The organism is Microvirga yunnanensis (assembly GCF_025460875.1).
Genome location: NZ_JAMXFI010000090.1, coordinates 2,587 through 17,824, shown reverse-complemented (window position 1 = coordinate 17,824; position 15,238 = coordinate 2,587). Strand labels below are relative to the sequence as shown.

The following is a 15,238-nucleotide window of genomic DNA, read 5'->3' as shown; positions in this document are numbered from 1 at the left end:
CGCTTCGAGCCTCGGCCCCAAGAGTGGACACCACTCTTGGAATCAAGCCGATGCTCATTTTCGTTCCCTGCGCATCGTCGGACGCGGAAAACCGGGACCACTGTTCCGCACGATGCGCCCACCATGGCCAGGTTAAGACGGCTGAGCCTCGGTCTCGGCCTCTTCGGCCGATCCCTCGGTCTCCACGGTCTCTTCCGGCTGCTCGATCCAGCCCGCCTTCACGCGGGCCGCCATGATCATGTTCTCCGCGTCGGAGCGGGAGACGTCGAAGCCGTCGAGCGCGCCCTTGTAGCGGGTCGCCTCGGGGCCCCGGCCTTCCGTCCAGCCGACGAGATCGTCGGTGGCGCAGCCCGCCAGATCCTCGATGCTCTTGATGTCGTTCTCGCCGAAGGCCACCAGCATGGCCGAGGTGACGCCGTCGATCTCCTTCAGGTCGTCCGAGACGCCGAGCGCCTTTCGGCGATCCTCGTTCTCGGCCTCGATGCGGGCGAGATACTCCTGGGCGCGGCTCTGGATCTCGCCCGCCGTGTCCTCGTCGAAGCCCTCGATGGAGGCCACCTCGCCGGCGTCCACATAGGCGATTTCCTCGACGGAGCGGAAGCCTTCGGAGGCCAGCAGCTGGCCCACGACCTCGTCCACGTCGAGGGCGTTCATGAACAGCTCGGTGCGCTCGGCGAACTCCTTCTGGCGCCGCTCGGATTCCTCGGCTTCGGTCAGAATGTCGATGTCCCAGCCGGTGAGCTGCGAGGCGAGGCGCACGTTCTGACCGCGGCGGCCGATGGCCAGCGAGAGCTGATCGTCGGGCACCACCACCTCGATGCGGTCGGCCTCCTCGTCGAGCACCACCTTGACCACTTCCGCAGGCTGGAGCGCGTTGACGATGAAGGTCGCCTGATCCTGGGACCAGGGGATGATGTCGATCTTCTCGCCCTGCAACTCGCCGACCACCGCCTGGACGCGGGAGCCGCGCATGCCCACGCAGGCGCCGACCGGATCGATGGAGCTGTCGCGCGAGGTCACGGCGATCTTGGCCCGGGAGCCGGGATCGCGGGCCACCGCCTGCACCGACACGATGCCGTCGTAGATCTCCGGCACCTCGGAGGCGAAGAGCTTCGCCATGAACTGCGGGTGGGTGCGCGACAGGAAGATCTGGGGCCCGCGGGCTTCGCGGCGGACGTCGAAGAGGTAGGCGCGGATCCGGTCGCCCGGACGGAAGGTCTCGCGCGGGATGAGCTCGTCGCGGCGGATGATCGCCTCGCCGCGGCCGAGATCGACGATCACGTTGCCGTATTCGACGCGCTTGACGGCGCCGTTCACGACCTCGCCGATGCGGTCCTTGTATTCCTGGTACTGGCGGTCGCGCTCGGCGTCGCGCACCTTCTGCACGATCACCTGCTTGGCCGACTGGGCGGCGATGCGGCCGAAATCGAAGGGCGGCAGGGTGTCGGCGATCACATCGCCCACCTGGGCGGCCGGGTTGTGGCGGGTGCGGGCCTCGGCCAGGGTGATCTCGCGGGAATCGTTCTCGACCGCGCCGTCATCGACCACCAGGAGGTGGCGGGCGAGGCGCAGCTCGCCGGTCTTGGGGTTGATCTCCGCGTGAATGTCGGTCTCGGCGCCATAGCGGGACCGGGCCGCCTTGGCGATGGCATCCGCCATGGCGTCGAGCACGATCTGCTTGTCGATCACCTTCTCACGTGCGACCGCATCGGCGATCTGCAAGAGTTCAAGCCTGTTGGCGCTGATAGCCATCGAGGTCGCTCCTTAGTTCGGTTTCGTCTGATCGGCCGGGTCCGGCGCCTCGTCGGGCGCGTCGACCACATCCGTGTCTTCATCAAGATCGTCCGTGGTCGGCGCCGTTCCGCGGCGCAGCGATTCACGGATCAGCTCGTCGGTGAGAACGAGGTGAGCCTCGCCGAGATCCGTCAGGGGCACCCGGGCGATGGGATCGAGACCTTCCTTTACGTCCAGCAGCTCGATCACGAGCATCCCGTCCTCCACGCCCCGGAGAAGGCCGCGGTAGCGCTTGCGGCCGGCGACCGGCACGGCCATTTCCACCTTGGCCTCGTAGCCGCTCCAGCGCTCGAAATCGCTGACGCGCACGAGCGGGCGGTCGATCCCCGGCGAGGAGATCTCCAGGTGATAGGCCGTGGCGATGGGATCCTCAAGATCGAGGACCGGCGAAATCGCCCGGCTCACGGTCTCGCAATCGGCCACCGACATGGTGCCGTCCGGCCGCTCGGCCATGATCTGGACGGTGCATCCATTCTGGCCGGTGACCCGCACCCGCACGAGATTGAAGCCCAGATCCTCGATCACCGGCTCGACGATGGCCGCCACACGGGCAGCGACGCCGTTCTCCGTGATCAGTCGGTTGTCGCGTTCGTTTGTCATGGCTCTCCGCACGCCCCGGGGTCCAAGCAATAAAAAAGAGCGGACCCCGGGGGGCCCACTCTCGACCAGCAGCTTGACGCTGCAACCAGAGCTGACAAGGCGAATATACTGATTCCGAGATCGAAATACAAGCGCGGTGCGCAAAGGCGCCGATCAGACCCTTACGAATGTCAGATAGCTCGGCACCCGGCCCTCGCGGATGGCCTTGGCCTCGTAGCGGGTGCCCGGCCAGCCCTCGTAAGGGCGGCGCCAATCGTCGGCCCGGGTGGCCGTCCAGCGGAAATGCCGGGACCGCAGGGCCCGGGCGAGCACCCAGCCGATATAGTCGTCGATGTCGCTGGCGAAGCGCAGTTCGGCGCCGGGTCTCATCACGCGGGCGAGACCCTCGAGCGTCTCGTCGGAGACGAGGCGGCGCTTCCGCTGCCGGCGCTTGGGCCAGGGATCGGGATAGAGGATGTAGACCCGGTCGAACGAGCCCTCGGGCAGGGCGGGCAGGAGATCCGTGACGTCGTCGTCCCAGACACGGACGTTGTCGAGGCGCTCGTGCTCGATCACGGCCAGAAGCTTCGCCATGCCGTTCACGAAGGGCTCGCAACCGACGATGTTGATGTCCCGGTGAGTCCTGGCCTGGGCGGCGAGATGTTCGCCGCCGCCGAAGCCGATCTCGAGCCAGGTCTCGCGGGACCGGTGGTTGGGAAACTGATCGGCCAGGGGGCTGTCCGGCACCACCCGGACCGCCGGCAGCAGGGTCTGGACCAGCTCGTCCTGCCCGGCCCGCAGCTTCTTGCCCTTGCGGCGCCCGAAGAACGCACCGGCCCGTTCGGAGACTTCGGTCATGGGACAAATGCTCCTGAAAACGGCACGATCAGCCTCGAACACCTGTGTCCGCCATGCCGGCGATACGATGAGAGCCGGTTCGCCTGACGGGGAACCGGCTCGTTTTCGGGGCTTAAGGGGCCGCGGGCTCGGCCCGCGAGGCGATCCTAGCGGAACGCCGCCTTGAGGCGGTCGGCCAGATCCGTGCGCTCCCAGGAGAAGCCGCCGTCCGCATCGGGCTTGCGGCCGAAATGGCCGTACGCCGAGGTACGGGCATAGATCGGCTTGTTGAGGCCGAGATGCGTGCGGATGCCGCGCGGCGACAGGTCCATGGCGTCCATGAGGATCGCCTCGAGCTTGCTCTCGTCAACCCCGCCGGTGCCGTGGAGATCCACATAGATCGACAGGGGCTTGGCCACGCCGATGGCGTAGGAGAGCTGCAGGGTGCAGTTCTCGGCGAGACCCGCGGCGACCACGTTCTTGGCGAGATAACGCGCCGCGTAGGCGGCCGAACGGTCCACCTTGGTCGGATCCTTGCCGGAGAAGGCGCCGCCGCCGTGCGGAGCTGCGCCGCCGTAGGTGTCCACGATGATCTTGCGGCCGGTGAGGCCGCAATCGCCGTCGGGACCGCCGATGACGAACTTTCCGGTGGGGTTCACGTGCCAGATCGTGTCGGGCGAGATCCAGCCTTCGGGGAGGGTCTGGCGGATATAAGGTTCGACGATGGCGCGCACGTCGGCCGAGGAAAGGCTCTCGTCGAGGTGCTGGGTCGACAGGACGATCTGGGTCGCCGCGACCGGCTTGCCGTTCTCGTAGCGCACCGTGACCTGGCTCTTGGCGTCGGGGCCGAGCTTGGCCGCGTCACCGACCCTGCCCTTGCGGGCCGCGGTCAGGTTCTCGAGGATCTTGTGGGCGTAGTAGATGGGCGCCGGCATCAGCTCGGGCGTCTCGTTGCAGGCGTAGCCGAACATGATGCCCTGGTCGCCCGCGCCCTCGTCCTTGCTGCCGGCGGCGTCGACGCCCTGAGCGATGTGAGCCGACTGGGCATGGAGATAGACCGACACGTCGGCGGTCTTCCAGTGGAAGCCGTCCTGCTCGTAGCCGATGTCCTTGATGGCGTCCCGGGCGAGCTCGATCACCGTGTCCTTGGTGATGGATTCAGGGCCGCGGACCTCGCCGGCGATGACGACCCGGTTGGTGGTGGCCAGCGTCTCGCAGGCCACGCGGGCTTCCGGCTCGGCAGCCAGATAGGCGTCGACAACGGCATCGGAGATCCGGTCGCAGACCTTGTCCGGATGTCCCTCGGAGACCGATTCGCTCGTGAAAAGATAGCTCGAACGCCGCACGACAGGATTCCTTCAGGCAATGAATAATGGGTTAACCTGTAACAGATGTCAGGCTCAGAAACATGCTCATGCCGCAGGCGGAGGGAAAGGTCAAGCGAACGTGTTCTTTATGACGAACGCTCGATCTCTTCCTGCGAGGCCAGCGAGCTGACGAGCTGAACGATGCTCTTGCGGACCCGGGGGCTCTTGATGCTAGCGAAGGTTCGGACGAGTTGCAGGCCTTCCGGGGTCGACATCATGTCGGCCACATAGGGAGGCGAGCCGCTTTCTGCGAAGCCGCCCTCGGCCTTCCCCGGCCTGACGCCGTCGAAGAAGAACTCGATCTCGACATTGAGGATCTTGGCAATCTCGACGAGGCGGGCCACGCTGATCCGGTTCATGCCCTTTTCGTATTTCTGAACCTGCTGAAAGGTCAGGCCAAGCATATCGCCAAGCTTCTCCTGGCTCATCCCGATCGAGACACGGCGCATCCGCACTCTGCTTCCGATTTCCTTATCGATCGAGCCCGTCGACTTCTTCATTATGGCCTGTCCCCTTGCCGACACTGGCGCATCGTCGAAGCATGTTTTTATGGGAATGGTGGGTGCCTGCGACGCGCAATCAGGAAGATTAAGCAGATCGAAAGCGTGGCCGTCAAAGAAAACATGCCCCATTTCCTATAAAGAGTAGGCGCGCCTGCAACTGGCAGATCGGCATCCAGAACTCCCTCAACTCCCAGTTGGAGTTCGGCCGTGACACGGCCGAAAGGATCGACGACGGCCGAAATTCCCGTGTTGGCGGCCCTGACCAGGGGAAGGCCCTCCTCGACGGCCCGCAGACGGGCCTGGGCGAAATGCTGATAGGGCCCTGGCGTCTGCCCGAACCACGCGTCGTTGGTGACATTCAGGATCAGGTCGGGACGGGTGCCCGCGGCGAGAATCTCGCCCGGGAAGATCGCCTCGTAGCAGATCGTCGCAGCCACCGGCGGGAGGCCCGGGATGGATAAGGTGGTGCGCGTCTCGCTCGGCTCGAACCCTCCGGGGATGTGCACGAATTGGCGCAGCCCCACGGCCCGAATCAAGGCATCGAGAACTTTCGGCACGTACTCGCCGAAGGGGACCAGATGAACCTTGTCGTAGGTGCCGATGATCGTCCCCTTCTCGTCGATCACCTGGATGGCGTTGTAGAATTTGCCGGCGGCCTCGCCCGGCAGGGGTGCGTCCATGCGGGCGGCGCCCGTGATCAGAACGGAGCCCGGCCCGAGCAGCGTGGCGATCTGCGCGAGCGAGCCGGCGTCGCGATGGAGCAGGAAGGGAAACGCCGATTCCGGCCAGACGATGTGGGTCGGCGCCGCCGGACTGCCATCGCGGCGCGGGCTCGCGCTCAGACCCAGGTAGCGCCGCATGATGGCGTCCCGGTTGCGCGGGTTGAACTTGGCGTCCGGCGGCAGGTTGGGCTGCATGATGCGCAGGTGCACGGCCTGGACGGTCGGCCAAGCCTCGGGCGGGACGCGCCAGAAGCCGAAGAGCGCAAGGCCGGCGAGGAGACCGGCTGCGGCCGCAGGAGCGGTCCAGCGGGCCCGCCCCGTCGGGCCGGTGAGCAGCACGGCGGGCGCCGCGCCGATCAGGAGGCTCAGGAAGGTGAGGCCGTAGAGGCCCACCAGCGCGGCCGATTGCATCAGCCACGGGTTCTGGCCGAGCGCCATTCCGGGGCTATTCCAGGGGAAGCCGGTGAAGAGATGGCCCCTGAGCCATTCGCTGACCGTGAGGCCGAAGGCGAAGGCGAGGATGCGCCCGGCATCCGGGAGCCAGAGCAGGCGCGCCAGGGCAAAGCCGAAGGCGGGAAAGAAGGCGAGCAGGGCGGGCAGGCCCAGCACGCCGAACGGCATGGCCCAGGCGAACTCGTCGGCCTCGACGAGAAAGGCAGCGCCGAGCCACCACAATCCGGCGACGAAATAGCCGAAGCCCCAGAACCAGCCGAGAAGGGCAGCGGATCGGACAGCGGCCCGGCGAGACGGACCGGTCCTGACGGTGCCGTCCAGGAGCCAGATTGCCGGCGCCAGGGAAAGGACGAGGGCGGGCAGGAATCCGAAAGGCGGCATGGCCAGGGCGCCGGCGGCCCCAGCCGCGAAGACCGTGAGCCAGCGGCGCCAGCCCCGCAGGAGGCTGACGCGCTTCGCCAGGAGACTCATTTCGCCAGCTGCCTCATTCCGCGGCAGCGCTTTCAGGGCGCGGCGCGACCGGTTGCCCCTCGCTGATCTCCACCTCGGTCGAGGCCGGGGTGCGGCGATGGACGCGCAGGCGCTTCACGCGCCGCGGATCGGCGTCGAGGACCTCGAATTCCAGGCCCGACGGCCCCTCGATCACCTCGCTGCGGGACGGGACGCGGCCGGCCAGCGTCACGATGAAGCCGCCGATCGTATCGATGTCCTCGGCTCCTTCCTCCTCGGTGAGGTCGAGGCCCAGCACCTCCTTGACCTCGTCGAGGCTGGCGCGGGCGTCGGCGATATAGGTGCCGTCGGCCGCCGGCACGATCGTGAGGGTCGAATCCTCGTCGTGCTCGTCCTCGATGTCGCCCACCACCATCTCGACCAGATCCTCGATCGACACGAGGCCGTCGGTGCCGCCGTATTCGTCGATGACGAGGGCCATGTGGGTCCGGGTCGCCTGCATGCGCACCAGCAGGTCGATGGCCGGCATGGAGCGCGGCACGAACAGGACCGGCCGCAGGATGTTGGCGGAGGAGAGCGCCATCGACAGGTCGATCTGGCCGAGGCTCGGCAGGGGAGCCTCGTGGCCGGATCCGGCCACGGCCCCGCCATCGGCCCGCATGGCGATGAAATCGAGGAAGTCGCGGATGTGGACCATGCCCTTGGGGTCGTCCAGGGTCTCGCCATAGACCGGCAGCCGGGAATGGCCCGCCGTGCGGAACAGGCTGAGCAGCTCGCCGAGGTTGGTGTCGGCCGCCACCGCCACGATGTCGGCGCGCGGCACCATCACGTCCTCCACGCGAATGCGGTGGAAGGAGAGCACGTTCTTGAGCATCGCCCGCTCCTGGGGCGAGAAATCCGTGTCCTCGACGGTTTCCGCGAGGACGTCCTCAAGATCGTGGCGGATGGATTCGCGGGGTTTCAGGCCGAGACGGGTCAGAACCCGGTCGTACCAGTGGTCGCGTGTGTCGTCTGTCTCGGTGAGGGTTCGGACAGGTCGGTCGCTACGACTTCGATCTTCGTTCATTGCTTTGGGTTGTCAGCCGTTCATGCTGCCATATCGCGATAGGGATCGGCGATGCCGAGGGTGGCGAGCGCCTTGACCTCAAGACCTTCCATGATCTCCGCCTCCGCCTCGACCTCGTGGTCGTAGCCGAGGAGATGCAGCACTCCATGGACGATCAAATGGGCAAAATGATGCGCGAGCTCCTTGGATTCCTCCTCGGATTCGAGCACCAGCGTCTCATAGGCTAAAGCAATATCGCCCAAATGGCGAGGGCCCGTCGCGCCCGGCTGCTCCGGCGCCGGGAAGGAGAGCACGTTGGTGGGCTTGTCCTTGCCCCGCCAGGTGCGGTTCAGCTCCCGGATCTGGGCATCGTCGGCGAGCAGGACGCTCGCCTCGAACGCGCCGTCCGCCTCGTAGGTGACCGCGAGGGCGGCCTGGGCGGCCTTCTGCGCGAGGGCCTCCGCGTCATCGAGGCGGCCCCAGTCTCCCGCCTCGATCATGATGTCGAGAGTGATCACGGCCGGCGGTCCCGGTAATCCGGGCGCGGCGGCTCCGGCGGCGCCTCGCGGGCGGCCTTGTCGTAGGCCGTCACGATGCGGCGCACGAGGTCGTGGCGCACCACGTCGGCCTCCTTGAAGGTGACGCGGGCGATCCCCTCGACGCCGTTCAGGATGCGCACCGCCTCGACCAGGCCGGATTTCTGGCCCGGCGGCAGGTCGATCTGGGTCGGATCGCCCGTGATGATCATCCGCGAGCCATCGCCGAGGCGGGTCAGGAACATCTTCATCTGCATCGACGTGGTGTTCTGCGCCTCGTCGAGCAGCACCAGGGCGTTGGTGAGGGTGCGCCCGCGCATGAAGGCCAAGGGGGCGATCTCGATCATCCCGGTCTGCAGGCCCCGGTCCACGTGCCGGGCCTCCATGAAGTCGTAGAGGGCGTCGTAGATCGGCCGCAGATAGGGATCGACCTTCTCGCGCATGTCGCCCGGCAGGAAGCCGAGCCGCTCGCCGGCTTCCACGGCCGGACGGGAGATGATCAGGCGGTCGACCTGACCGGCCTCGAGCAGCGACACCGCGTAGCCGACAGCCAGCCAGGTCTTGCCGGTGCCGGCCGGGCCTTCGGCGAAGACGAGCTCATTCGTCTTGAGCGCCTTGATATAGGCGTTCTGCGAGGCGTTGCGGGCGCGGACCGGACCGCGCCGGCGCGTGGAGATCTGGTCGAAGGCGGTGAGCCCCGGGACCGGCGGCTCCTCGGCGGCCGGAAAGAGGCTGCCCTGCAGGGTGCTCTCCTCGATGGCGCCGTCCACGTCGCCGGGCCCGAGCGCTCCGCCCTGGCGGGCGCGCTCGTAGAGGCCTTCCAGGACTCGGCGGCCCATCTCGGAGGCTTCCGGCGTGCCCTTCACGGTGACCCGGTTGCCGTTGGCGATGGCGGTCACGTTCAGGCGCCGCTCCAGATGGGCGAGGTTCTGGTCGTATTGTCCGAAGACGAGGCTGGCGAGGCGGTTGTCGTCGAAGGTGAGGACGATCTCGGCCTCTTCGACGACGCCGGGATGCAAGCTGCTGGCGTTCCGCCCCTTTTGGGCTCGTGCGGTCACATTGTCCGCTGGGCTCAAATGCCTCTCCTCTGAAGTTTCGCTGCAAGACGTGCGGCGAACGAATATGGGGTCTCACGCGGCCGGAGACTAGCGCATCGTGCGGGCCCAGCGGGCCGCGCTAGCGAAAAGTGGCCCTGGTTTTCCGCGCAGAACGATGCGCCAGCCAAGATAAGAAGCATCGGATCCGATCCCACAAGTGGGTCCACTCTTGGGGCCGATACTCTAGGCGGCGGCCTGGCTGCCGGGACCGACCCAGTCCCCGAACAGGCTGTTCGAGCCGGCCCGCGTGATCCGCACCGTCACGATCTCTCCGACGGCGTGACGGTCGGTCTCGATCTGCACGGCCTGCAGATAGGGCGACTTGCCCGCCATCTGGCCCGGATGACGACCCGGCTTCTCCAAGAGAACGTCGAGGGTCTGGCCTACGGTTCCGTGGTTGAAGGCCTGTCGCTGCATTTCCAGCAGATTCTGCAGCCGCGCCAGACGCTCGGCCTTCACGGGCTCGGGAACCTGCGCGTCGATTTCGGCCGCCGGCGTGCCGGGGCGGGGGCTGTACTTGAACGAGAAGGAGCTGGCGAAGCCCACATCCGCCACGAGCCGCATGGTCTCCTCGAACTCCGCATCCGTCTCGCCCGGGAAGCCGACGATGAAGTCGGACGAGAGGGCGAGTTCGGGCTGCGCCTCGCGGATGCGCGCGATCAGGCGGCGGTACTCGTCGCCGGTGTGCCGGCGGTTCATCGCGTCGAGGATGCGGTCGGAGCCGGACTGCACCGGCAGGTGCAGGTAGGGCATCACGGCGGAAAGGTCGCGATGGGCGGCGATCAGCTCGTCGTCCATGTCGCGCGGATGGCTCGTGGTGTAGCGCAGGCGTGCGATTCCCGGCACCTCGGCCAGACGGTGCAGCAGGCGGCCGAGCGACCAGACGGAGCCGTCCGGGCCCTCGCCGTGATAGGCGTTCACGTTCTGCCCGATCAGCGTGAGCTCGCGCACGCCCGCATCGGCCAGCCGCAGGGCCTCGTCCAGGATCTTGGCCACCGGCCGCGACACCTCCGTCCCACGGGTATAGGGCACCACGCAGAAGGTGCAGAACTTGTCGCAGCCCTCCTGGATCGTGAGGAACGCCGACACGCCCCGGTTCCGGATCGCCGCCCTCGACGGCTTGGGCAGGTGGTCGAACTTGTCCTCGATCGGGAATTCCGTGTCGACCACGCGCTCGGACCGCGGCTTCTTCAAAAGCCGCGGCAGGTTGTGATAGTTCTGCGGACCCACCACCACGTCGACGGCAGGCGCGCGGCGCAGGATCTCCTGGCCCTCGGCCTGAGCCACGCAGCCGGCCACCACGATCTTGGTCTCCTGGCCGAGCGCCTCCCGCTCCTTCTTCATCTCGCGCACGCGGCCGAGCTCGGAATAGACCTTCTCGGCGGCCTTTTCGCGGATGTGGCAGGTGTTGAGGATGACGAGGTCCGCCTCTTCCATGGCGGCGGTTTCGCTGTAGCCCTCGGAGGTCAGCATGTCGGCCATGCGCTCGGCGTCATAGACGTTCATCTGGCAGCCATAGGATTTGACGAAGACTTTTTTCACGAGGTCGGCCTGTGGTGAAAGGGTGGAGCCCCGTCTTTAAGCGCTTTGGGCCGGCAAGAGAAGAGAGTTGCCGCTGTGACAGAGACAACACCGATTGCGGCCCTCCCGTTAAGCCTCCGGTCCCGGCTTGGGCCGACCGGCCTGGCAAGCGATGATCGAGTCGAGGAAGCCCGGGAAGCGATAGTCGAGGTCGGCCCGCCGCAGGCTGATCATGCGCTTCGTGCCCTCGGGCCGGACCCTGACGAGCCCGGCTTCGCGCAGCTTGGCCAGATGATAGCTCAACCCCGTCTTGGAGCCGAGATGCAGGAACTGGCTGCAGGTCATCGCATCCTGCTCGCCATGGGCCAGAAGCCCGATGATGGCGAGACGCGTCTCGTCGCCGAGGGCCGACAGGACGTGGGCCAGCTCGATCTGATCGGCATGGGGATGGGGAAGGGACGTCATGCGGTTCAACATAAGGGTTTTTGCTCGTAGTTCAACATCTCTTGAACTAGTCCTTGACACGTGGAGATCAAAGGTTCAATTGTTCAATAATCGTTGAACAAACCGGGTGGACCATGAACAAGCGCCTCTTCTGGCTGGCTCTCGGCACCTTCGCCATCGGGGCGGAGGGATTCGTCATCGCGTCGCTCCTCCCGCAGATCTCCGAAGATACCGGCGTGACCCTGATCGAAGCCGGATATCTCGTGGTAGCCTTCGCGCTGGTCTATGCGACCGCCTCGCCGGTCCTGACGGCGCTCACCGCCGACCGGGACCGGCGCACGATCCTCACGGCGAGCGCCGTGGTCTTCGCCGCCGGCGCCCTGAGCGCCGCCTTCGCCCATACCTATGCGGTTCTCCTCGTCGCCCGGATCGTGATCGCCTGCGCGGCCGGGCTCTACGCCGCGACCGCCCAGGCGACCGCGGTCGCGATCTCCCACGCCGACCATCGGGCGCGGGCGATCGCCATCGTGGTCGGCGGAACATCCCTCGCCGTGGCGTTCGGGGCGCCTCTGGGCGCGTTCGTCGCCGGCTGGGCCGGCTGGCGGGGCACCTATGCGAGCATCGCCCTGGCCGGGGTGATCGCCGCCCTGGCGATCCGCCTCATGCTGCCGGGCGGATTGCGCGGCACGAGGATGTCGCTCCGGAGCCGGTTCGCGGTCCTGTCGCAGCCCGGAATCCGTACCGCCCTGGCGACGACGCTGCTCTACATGACGGCGGGCTTCATGATCTTCACCTATATCGCACCCATGACCCTGCAGGCCGCCGGGCTCGTCCGGTCCCTGCTGCCCACCGTGCTGCTGGTCTATGGCAGCGGCGCCGCCCTGGGGAACTATCTCGGCGGGCAGATGGCCGACCGCTGGGGCGCGCAGCGCATGGTGACGATCGCCATCGTTCTCAACACGGGCATGATGCTGTTCTTCACGCTCCTCGGGCATTTGCCGGACGGGTGGGCGGGGCCGGCCTTCCTCGGCGCCCTCTTTCCCTGGGGCGTCATGTCGTGGTCCTTTCCGCCCGCCCAGGCGAGCCGGATCCTGGCGATCGCGCCGGGCAGCGCCCCGCTGGCCCTCTCGCTCAACGGCTCGGCCCTGTATTTCGGCGTGGCGCTCGGCTCGTTCATCGGGGGGCTGGTGCTGCGCTATGCGACCGTGGGTGATCTCGGCTGGGTGGCCGCTCTCTTCCTGGTCACGGCGCTCGTCCTGGTCCGTGCGGGACGGTTACGGCCGGCCGGACTTCCGGCGGCCTGACCGGCAGGAGATTGAGGGCCGCCTGTCTCCCTCAATCGCCGAAGGCGCCCTCGACCGGGGCCGACAATGCGGCATCGGCGGCCAGGATCTCGGACACGACCTTCGCGAAGGCCGGGCGGGCGCCGAGCCGTCCATACCAGCCGGCCAGGGCCTCGTGACCCTTCAGGGACGGGCCGCCGAGGCGGCGGGTCCAGAAGACGGGCATGAACACCGCGATGTCGGCGGCCGAAAAGGCGTCGCAGAGATAGTCCCGGCCCTGGAGCGCCCGGTCGATTTCGGCGAAATGGCCGGCCAGGGCCGCCTCGGCCTCCCGGGCCTTCGCTTCCTTGGCGTTCCAGCGCTCGAGATCGTCGGGTTTCGGCTCGGTCCGGTGCATCAGGAAGCGCAACGGGGCCAGCATGACCTCGTCGCCGAACACGTCGAAGAGCCGGCACCGGGCCCGTTCTGCCGGAGACGCCGGATAGAGTGCCGGATCCGGGTGGGCGTCCTCCAGGTATTCGAGGATCACCGTCGAATCGTAGAGGGACAGATCCCCGTCCACGAACACCGGGACCTGTCCCTTGGGATTGACCGCGAGGACGTGCGGATTCTTCGGGCTGTAGCCGGCGGTCTGCGTGAACGGCACCAGGATCTGCTCGAACGCGAGCCCCTTCTCGTGAAGAGCGATCTCGACCTTGCGGGAGAAGAGGCTCACGGGGCCGGAATAGAGAGATCTTCATCGGGGTGCCTTTCGGGATGTCATCGGCTGAACGCGGCCGGCAGGTGATCCTGCCAGCGATCGACATTCAAGCCTTCCACATCGGCCCGCGACAACCCGATATCGGCAAGCTCCCGGTCGTCCATCCGGTACAGGACCCTGGAGTTCCTGCGTGCGTCGAGCCAGGCCTCAACCTTGAGCAGAAGCTGAAGCAGGGCACCCTTGTGCTCACGGCCAAGGCTGTGAAACCCAAGATTTACTGTGGCATGTCCGATCGCCATGGCGGGTCTCCTTCAATGGCGTTGCATTGAAGAGAAATGTGCTCCCATGATAGGTTATAGGCAAACGAGAACTTCTTGCGCGTCGCCCAAGCAAAACTTGGGCAAAATCCCTGGATCCGCCATGTCCCGCCGACGCCTGCCACCCCTGAACGCCCTGCGCGCCTTCGAGGCTGCGTCCCGCCACCTGAATTTCGAGAAGGCGGGCGACGAGATCGCCGTGACGGCGAGCGCCGTGGGCCAGCAGGTGAAGGCGCTCGAAGCGTGGCTCGGGCGTCCCCTCTTCGTCCGTCATCCGAGCCGCGGCGTGGCGCTGACACCCCTGGGCGAGGCCTATGCCACTTCCCTGTCGGACATCCTCGATCGGCTCGACCATGCCACCGCCCAGGCCCTGCGCCCGGAAGCCTCCCATGTCATCACGGTCAGCGCGATGCCGAGCCTCGCGTCGAACTGGCTCATCCCCCGGCTCGGATCCTTCCAGGCTCGGTATCCGGATTTCGACGTCCGGGTCTCGGTCTCGATGCAGCTCACCGATTTTGCCCGGGAGGACGTGGATATCGCGATCCGCTTCGGCCAAGGCGCCTATCCGGGCCTGCGCACCGACCTGCTGATGGACGAATATTTCTTCGCGGTGTGCAGCGCGGGCCTTCTGGGCGATCCGGAGCGGCCCTTGCGGGAGCCCGCGGACCTGCGCCGTCATACCCTCATTCACGAGGCCGTCGGAGCGGTGCCGGACTACACCACCTGGGACCGTTGGCTCGCGGCTCTCGGCGTCACGGGCGTCGACACCTCCCGCGGCCCGCGCTTCACCCACACCTATCTCTGCCTGCAGGCCGCCGCGTCCGGTCAGGGTGTGGCCCTCGCCACCAACGTGCTGATCGGCGACTATCTGCAGGCCGGGCGCCTGGTTCAGCCCTTCCCGCAGCAGGTGAAGGGGGCCTACCAATATTACGTGGTCTGCCCCGAGGCCACCGCCGACCGTCCGGCTCTGGCGGCCTTCCGGGCCTGGCTGATGGAGGAGGCGAAAGCGTCCGGCGTGGAGGCGACGCGGGGGTGAACGGCCTCAAGCCCCTTCAAGGCACGGCGTACCTCGGCCTCGGCGGAGGCGGTCGCCTGCTTGCGGTTGCCGTTGAACGGGATCGGCTCGCCCCAGGTGACCACCACGTCGAGCGGGACGCCCTGGACGAACAGCTTGAGGTGGGGCGCGAGATCCATGTCGCCGTACCAGGCGATGAACGGGCGCTCGCGCCGGGTCACCGGCAGGCCGTTGCGGCCGGTATAGGCGATGGCGAGCGGCTGGAGGAACACCCGCTCGACGCTGTCGTGCATGAGGGCCGTCTGGGCCGCGCCCACCAGGGACGAGCGGAAGGGCAGGAGACGGTTGCCGTCGCTCGTGGTGCCCTCCGCGAACAGGACGATCACCTCGCCCTTCACCAGGCGGTGGGCGAGCGCGTCGTTCACCTCGGCGGTGGCCTTGCGGCGCTGGCGGTCGATGAAGACCGAGCGCTGAAGCCGCGCGAACAGGCCGACCACGGGCCAGCCTTCGATCTCGGATTTGGCGATGAAGGAGAGGGGATGGAGCGATCCGATCACTGGAATGTCGAGCCAGGA

General features: G+C 67.1%; 16 protein-coding genes and 1 pseudogene. 2 read left to right on the top strand and 15 right to left on the bottom strand.

Annotated features, from left to right (window positions below; translation table 11 throughout):
- Positions 1–132 precede the first annotated feature (132 nt).
- The 11 genes from nusA to NF876_RS30885 all read right to left on the bottom strand — a co-directional run bounded on the left by nusA (position 133) and on the right by NF876_RS30885 (position 11,369).
- A complete protein-coding gene (gene nusA / locus NF876_RS30935) occupies positions 133–1,752 on the bottom strand; it encodes a transcription termination factor NusA (protein WP_262272086.1) in 1,620 nt (539 codons plus the stop codon).
- A 12-nt stretch (positions 1,753–1,764) separates the two neighbouring features.
- Positions 1,765–2,394: a ribosome maturation factor RimP gene (gene rimP / locus NF876_RS30930; RefSeq protein WP_315975094.1), complete on the bottom strand. Its 630-nt coding sequence runs from the start codon at positions 2,392–2,394 to the stop codon at positions 1,765–1,767.
- A gap of 153 nt (positions 2,395–2,547) precedes the next feature.
- On the bottom strand, positions 2,548–3,231 hold the full coding sequence (trmB, locus tag NF876_RS30925) for a tRNA (guanine(46)-N(7))-methyltransferase TrmB (RefSeq protein ID WP_262272085.1): 684 nt from the start codon (positions 3,229–3,231) through the stop codon (positions 2,548–2,550).
- 146 nt (positions 3,232–3,377) lie between these two features.
- Positions 3,378–4,556, bottom strand: coding sequence for a methionine adenosyltransferase (gene metK / locus NF876_RS30920; protein WP_262272084.1), 1,179 nt, complete (start codon positions 4,554–4,556; stop codon positions 3,378–3,380).
- Between the two features lie 107 nt (positions 4,557–4,663).
- A complete protein-coding gene (locus NF876_RS30915) occupies positions 4,664–5,077 on the bottom strand; it encodes a helix-turn-helix domain-containing protein (RefSeq protein WP_262272083.1) in 414 nt (137 codons plus the stop codon).
- 47 nt (positions 5,078–5,124) lie between these two features.
- Entirely contained in the window at positions 5,125–6,726 is a 1,602-nt protein-coding gene (gene lnt / locus NF876_RS30910; RefSeq protein WP_262272082.1) for an apolipoprotein N-acyltransferase, read from the bottom strand.
- Between the two features lie 13 nt (positions 6,727–6,739).
- On the bottom strand, positions 6,740–7,771 hold the full coding sequence (locus NF876_RS30905; RefSeq protein ID WP_262272081.1) for a hemolysin family protein: 1,032 nt from the start codon (positions 7,769–7,771) through the stop codon (positions 6,740–6,742).
- Positions 7,772–7,791: 20 nt separating this feature from the next.
- Positions 7,792–8,250, bottom strand: coding sequence for an rRNA maturation RNase YbeY (ybeY, locus tag NF876_RS30900; RefSeq protein ID WP_262272100.1), 459 nt, complete (start codon positions 8,248–8,250; stop codon positions 7,792–7,794).
- Between the two features lie 14 nt (positions 8,251–8,264).
- Positions 8,265–9,362, bottom strand: coding sequence for a PhoH family protein (locus tag NF876_RS30895; RefSeq protein ID WP_373696745.1), 1,098 nt, complete (start codon positions 9,360–9,362; stop codon positions 8,265–8,267).
- A 204-nt stretch (positions 9,363–9,566) separates the two neighbouring features.
- Positions 9,567–10,925, bottom strand: coding sequence for a tRNA (N6-isopentenyl adenosine(37)-C2)-methylthiotransferase MiaB (miaB, locus tag NF876_RS30890; protein WP_210812216.1), 1,359 nt, complete (start codon positions 10,923–10,925; stop codon positions 9,567–9,569).
- A gap of 108 nt (positions 10,926–11,033) precedes the next feature.
- The gene (locus NF876_RS30885) at positions 11,034–11,369 is read right to left on the bottom strand and encodes an ArsR/SmtB family transcription factor (protein WP_210812217.1); all 336 of its coding nucleotides are present in this window, start codon (positions 11,367–11,369) and stop codon (positions 11,034–11,036) included.
- Positions 11,370–11,482: 113 nt separating this feature from the next.
- Between NF876_RS30885 and NF876_RS30880 the strand changes: the two genes are divergently transcribed.
- Positions 11,483–12,652 carry an MFS transporter gene (locus NF876_RS30880; RefSeq protein WP_173948775.1) on the top strand — a complete coding sequence of 390 codons (1,170 nt, stop codon included), beginning with the start codon at positions 11,483–11,485 and terminating at the stop codon, positions 12,650–12,652.
- Positions 12,653–12,683: 31 nt separating this feature from the next.
- Here the strand turns inward: NF876_RS30880 and NF876_RS30875 are convergent, their stop codons facing one another.
- The 3 genes and pseudogenes from NF876_RS30875 to NF876_RS30865 form a co-directional block, all read right to left on the bottom strand.
- Positions 12,684–13,160, bottom strand: coding sequence for a glutathione S-transferase family protein (locus tag NF876_RS30875; protein ID WP_373696746.1), 477 nt, complete (start codon positions 13,158–13,160; stop codon positions 12,684–12,686).
- A pseudogene (locus tag NF876_RS30870) lies at positions 13,134–13,349 on the bottom strand (glutathione S-transferase family protein); the annotation flags it as partial. The pseudogene NF876_RS30870 and the gene NF876_RS30875, both read right to left, overlap by 27 nt.
- Positions 13,350–13,390: 41 nt before the next feature.
- Positions 13,391–13,630 (bottom strand): DUF1127 domain-containing protein, encoded by a 240-nt coding sequence (locus tag NF876_RS30865; protein WP_173948777.1) that lies wholly within the window; start codon positions 13,628–13,630, stop codon positions 13,391–13,393.
- Between the two features lie 121 nt (positions 13,631–13,751).
- Between NF876_RS30865 and gcvA the strand changes: the two genes are divergently transcribed.
- Complete coding sequence (gene gcvA, locus NF876_RS30860; protein ID WP_173948778.1) at positions 13,752–14,684, top strand: transcriptional regulator GcvA; 933 nt, start codon at positions 13,752–13,754, stop codon at positions 14,682–14,684.
- On the opposite strand, the gene NF876_RS30855 is transcribed toward gcvA, so the two are convergent.
- Positions 14,576–15,238 (bottom strand): lysophospholipid acyltransferase family protein (locus NF876_RS30855; RefSeq protein WP_262272080.1); only part of this gene is annotated, 663 nt, incomplete at its 5' end. The two genes, gcvA and NF876_RS30855, sit on opposite strands and share 109 nt — an antisense overlap.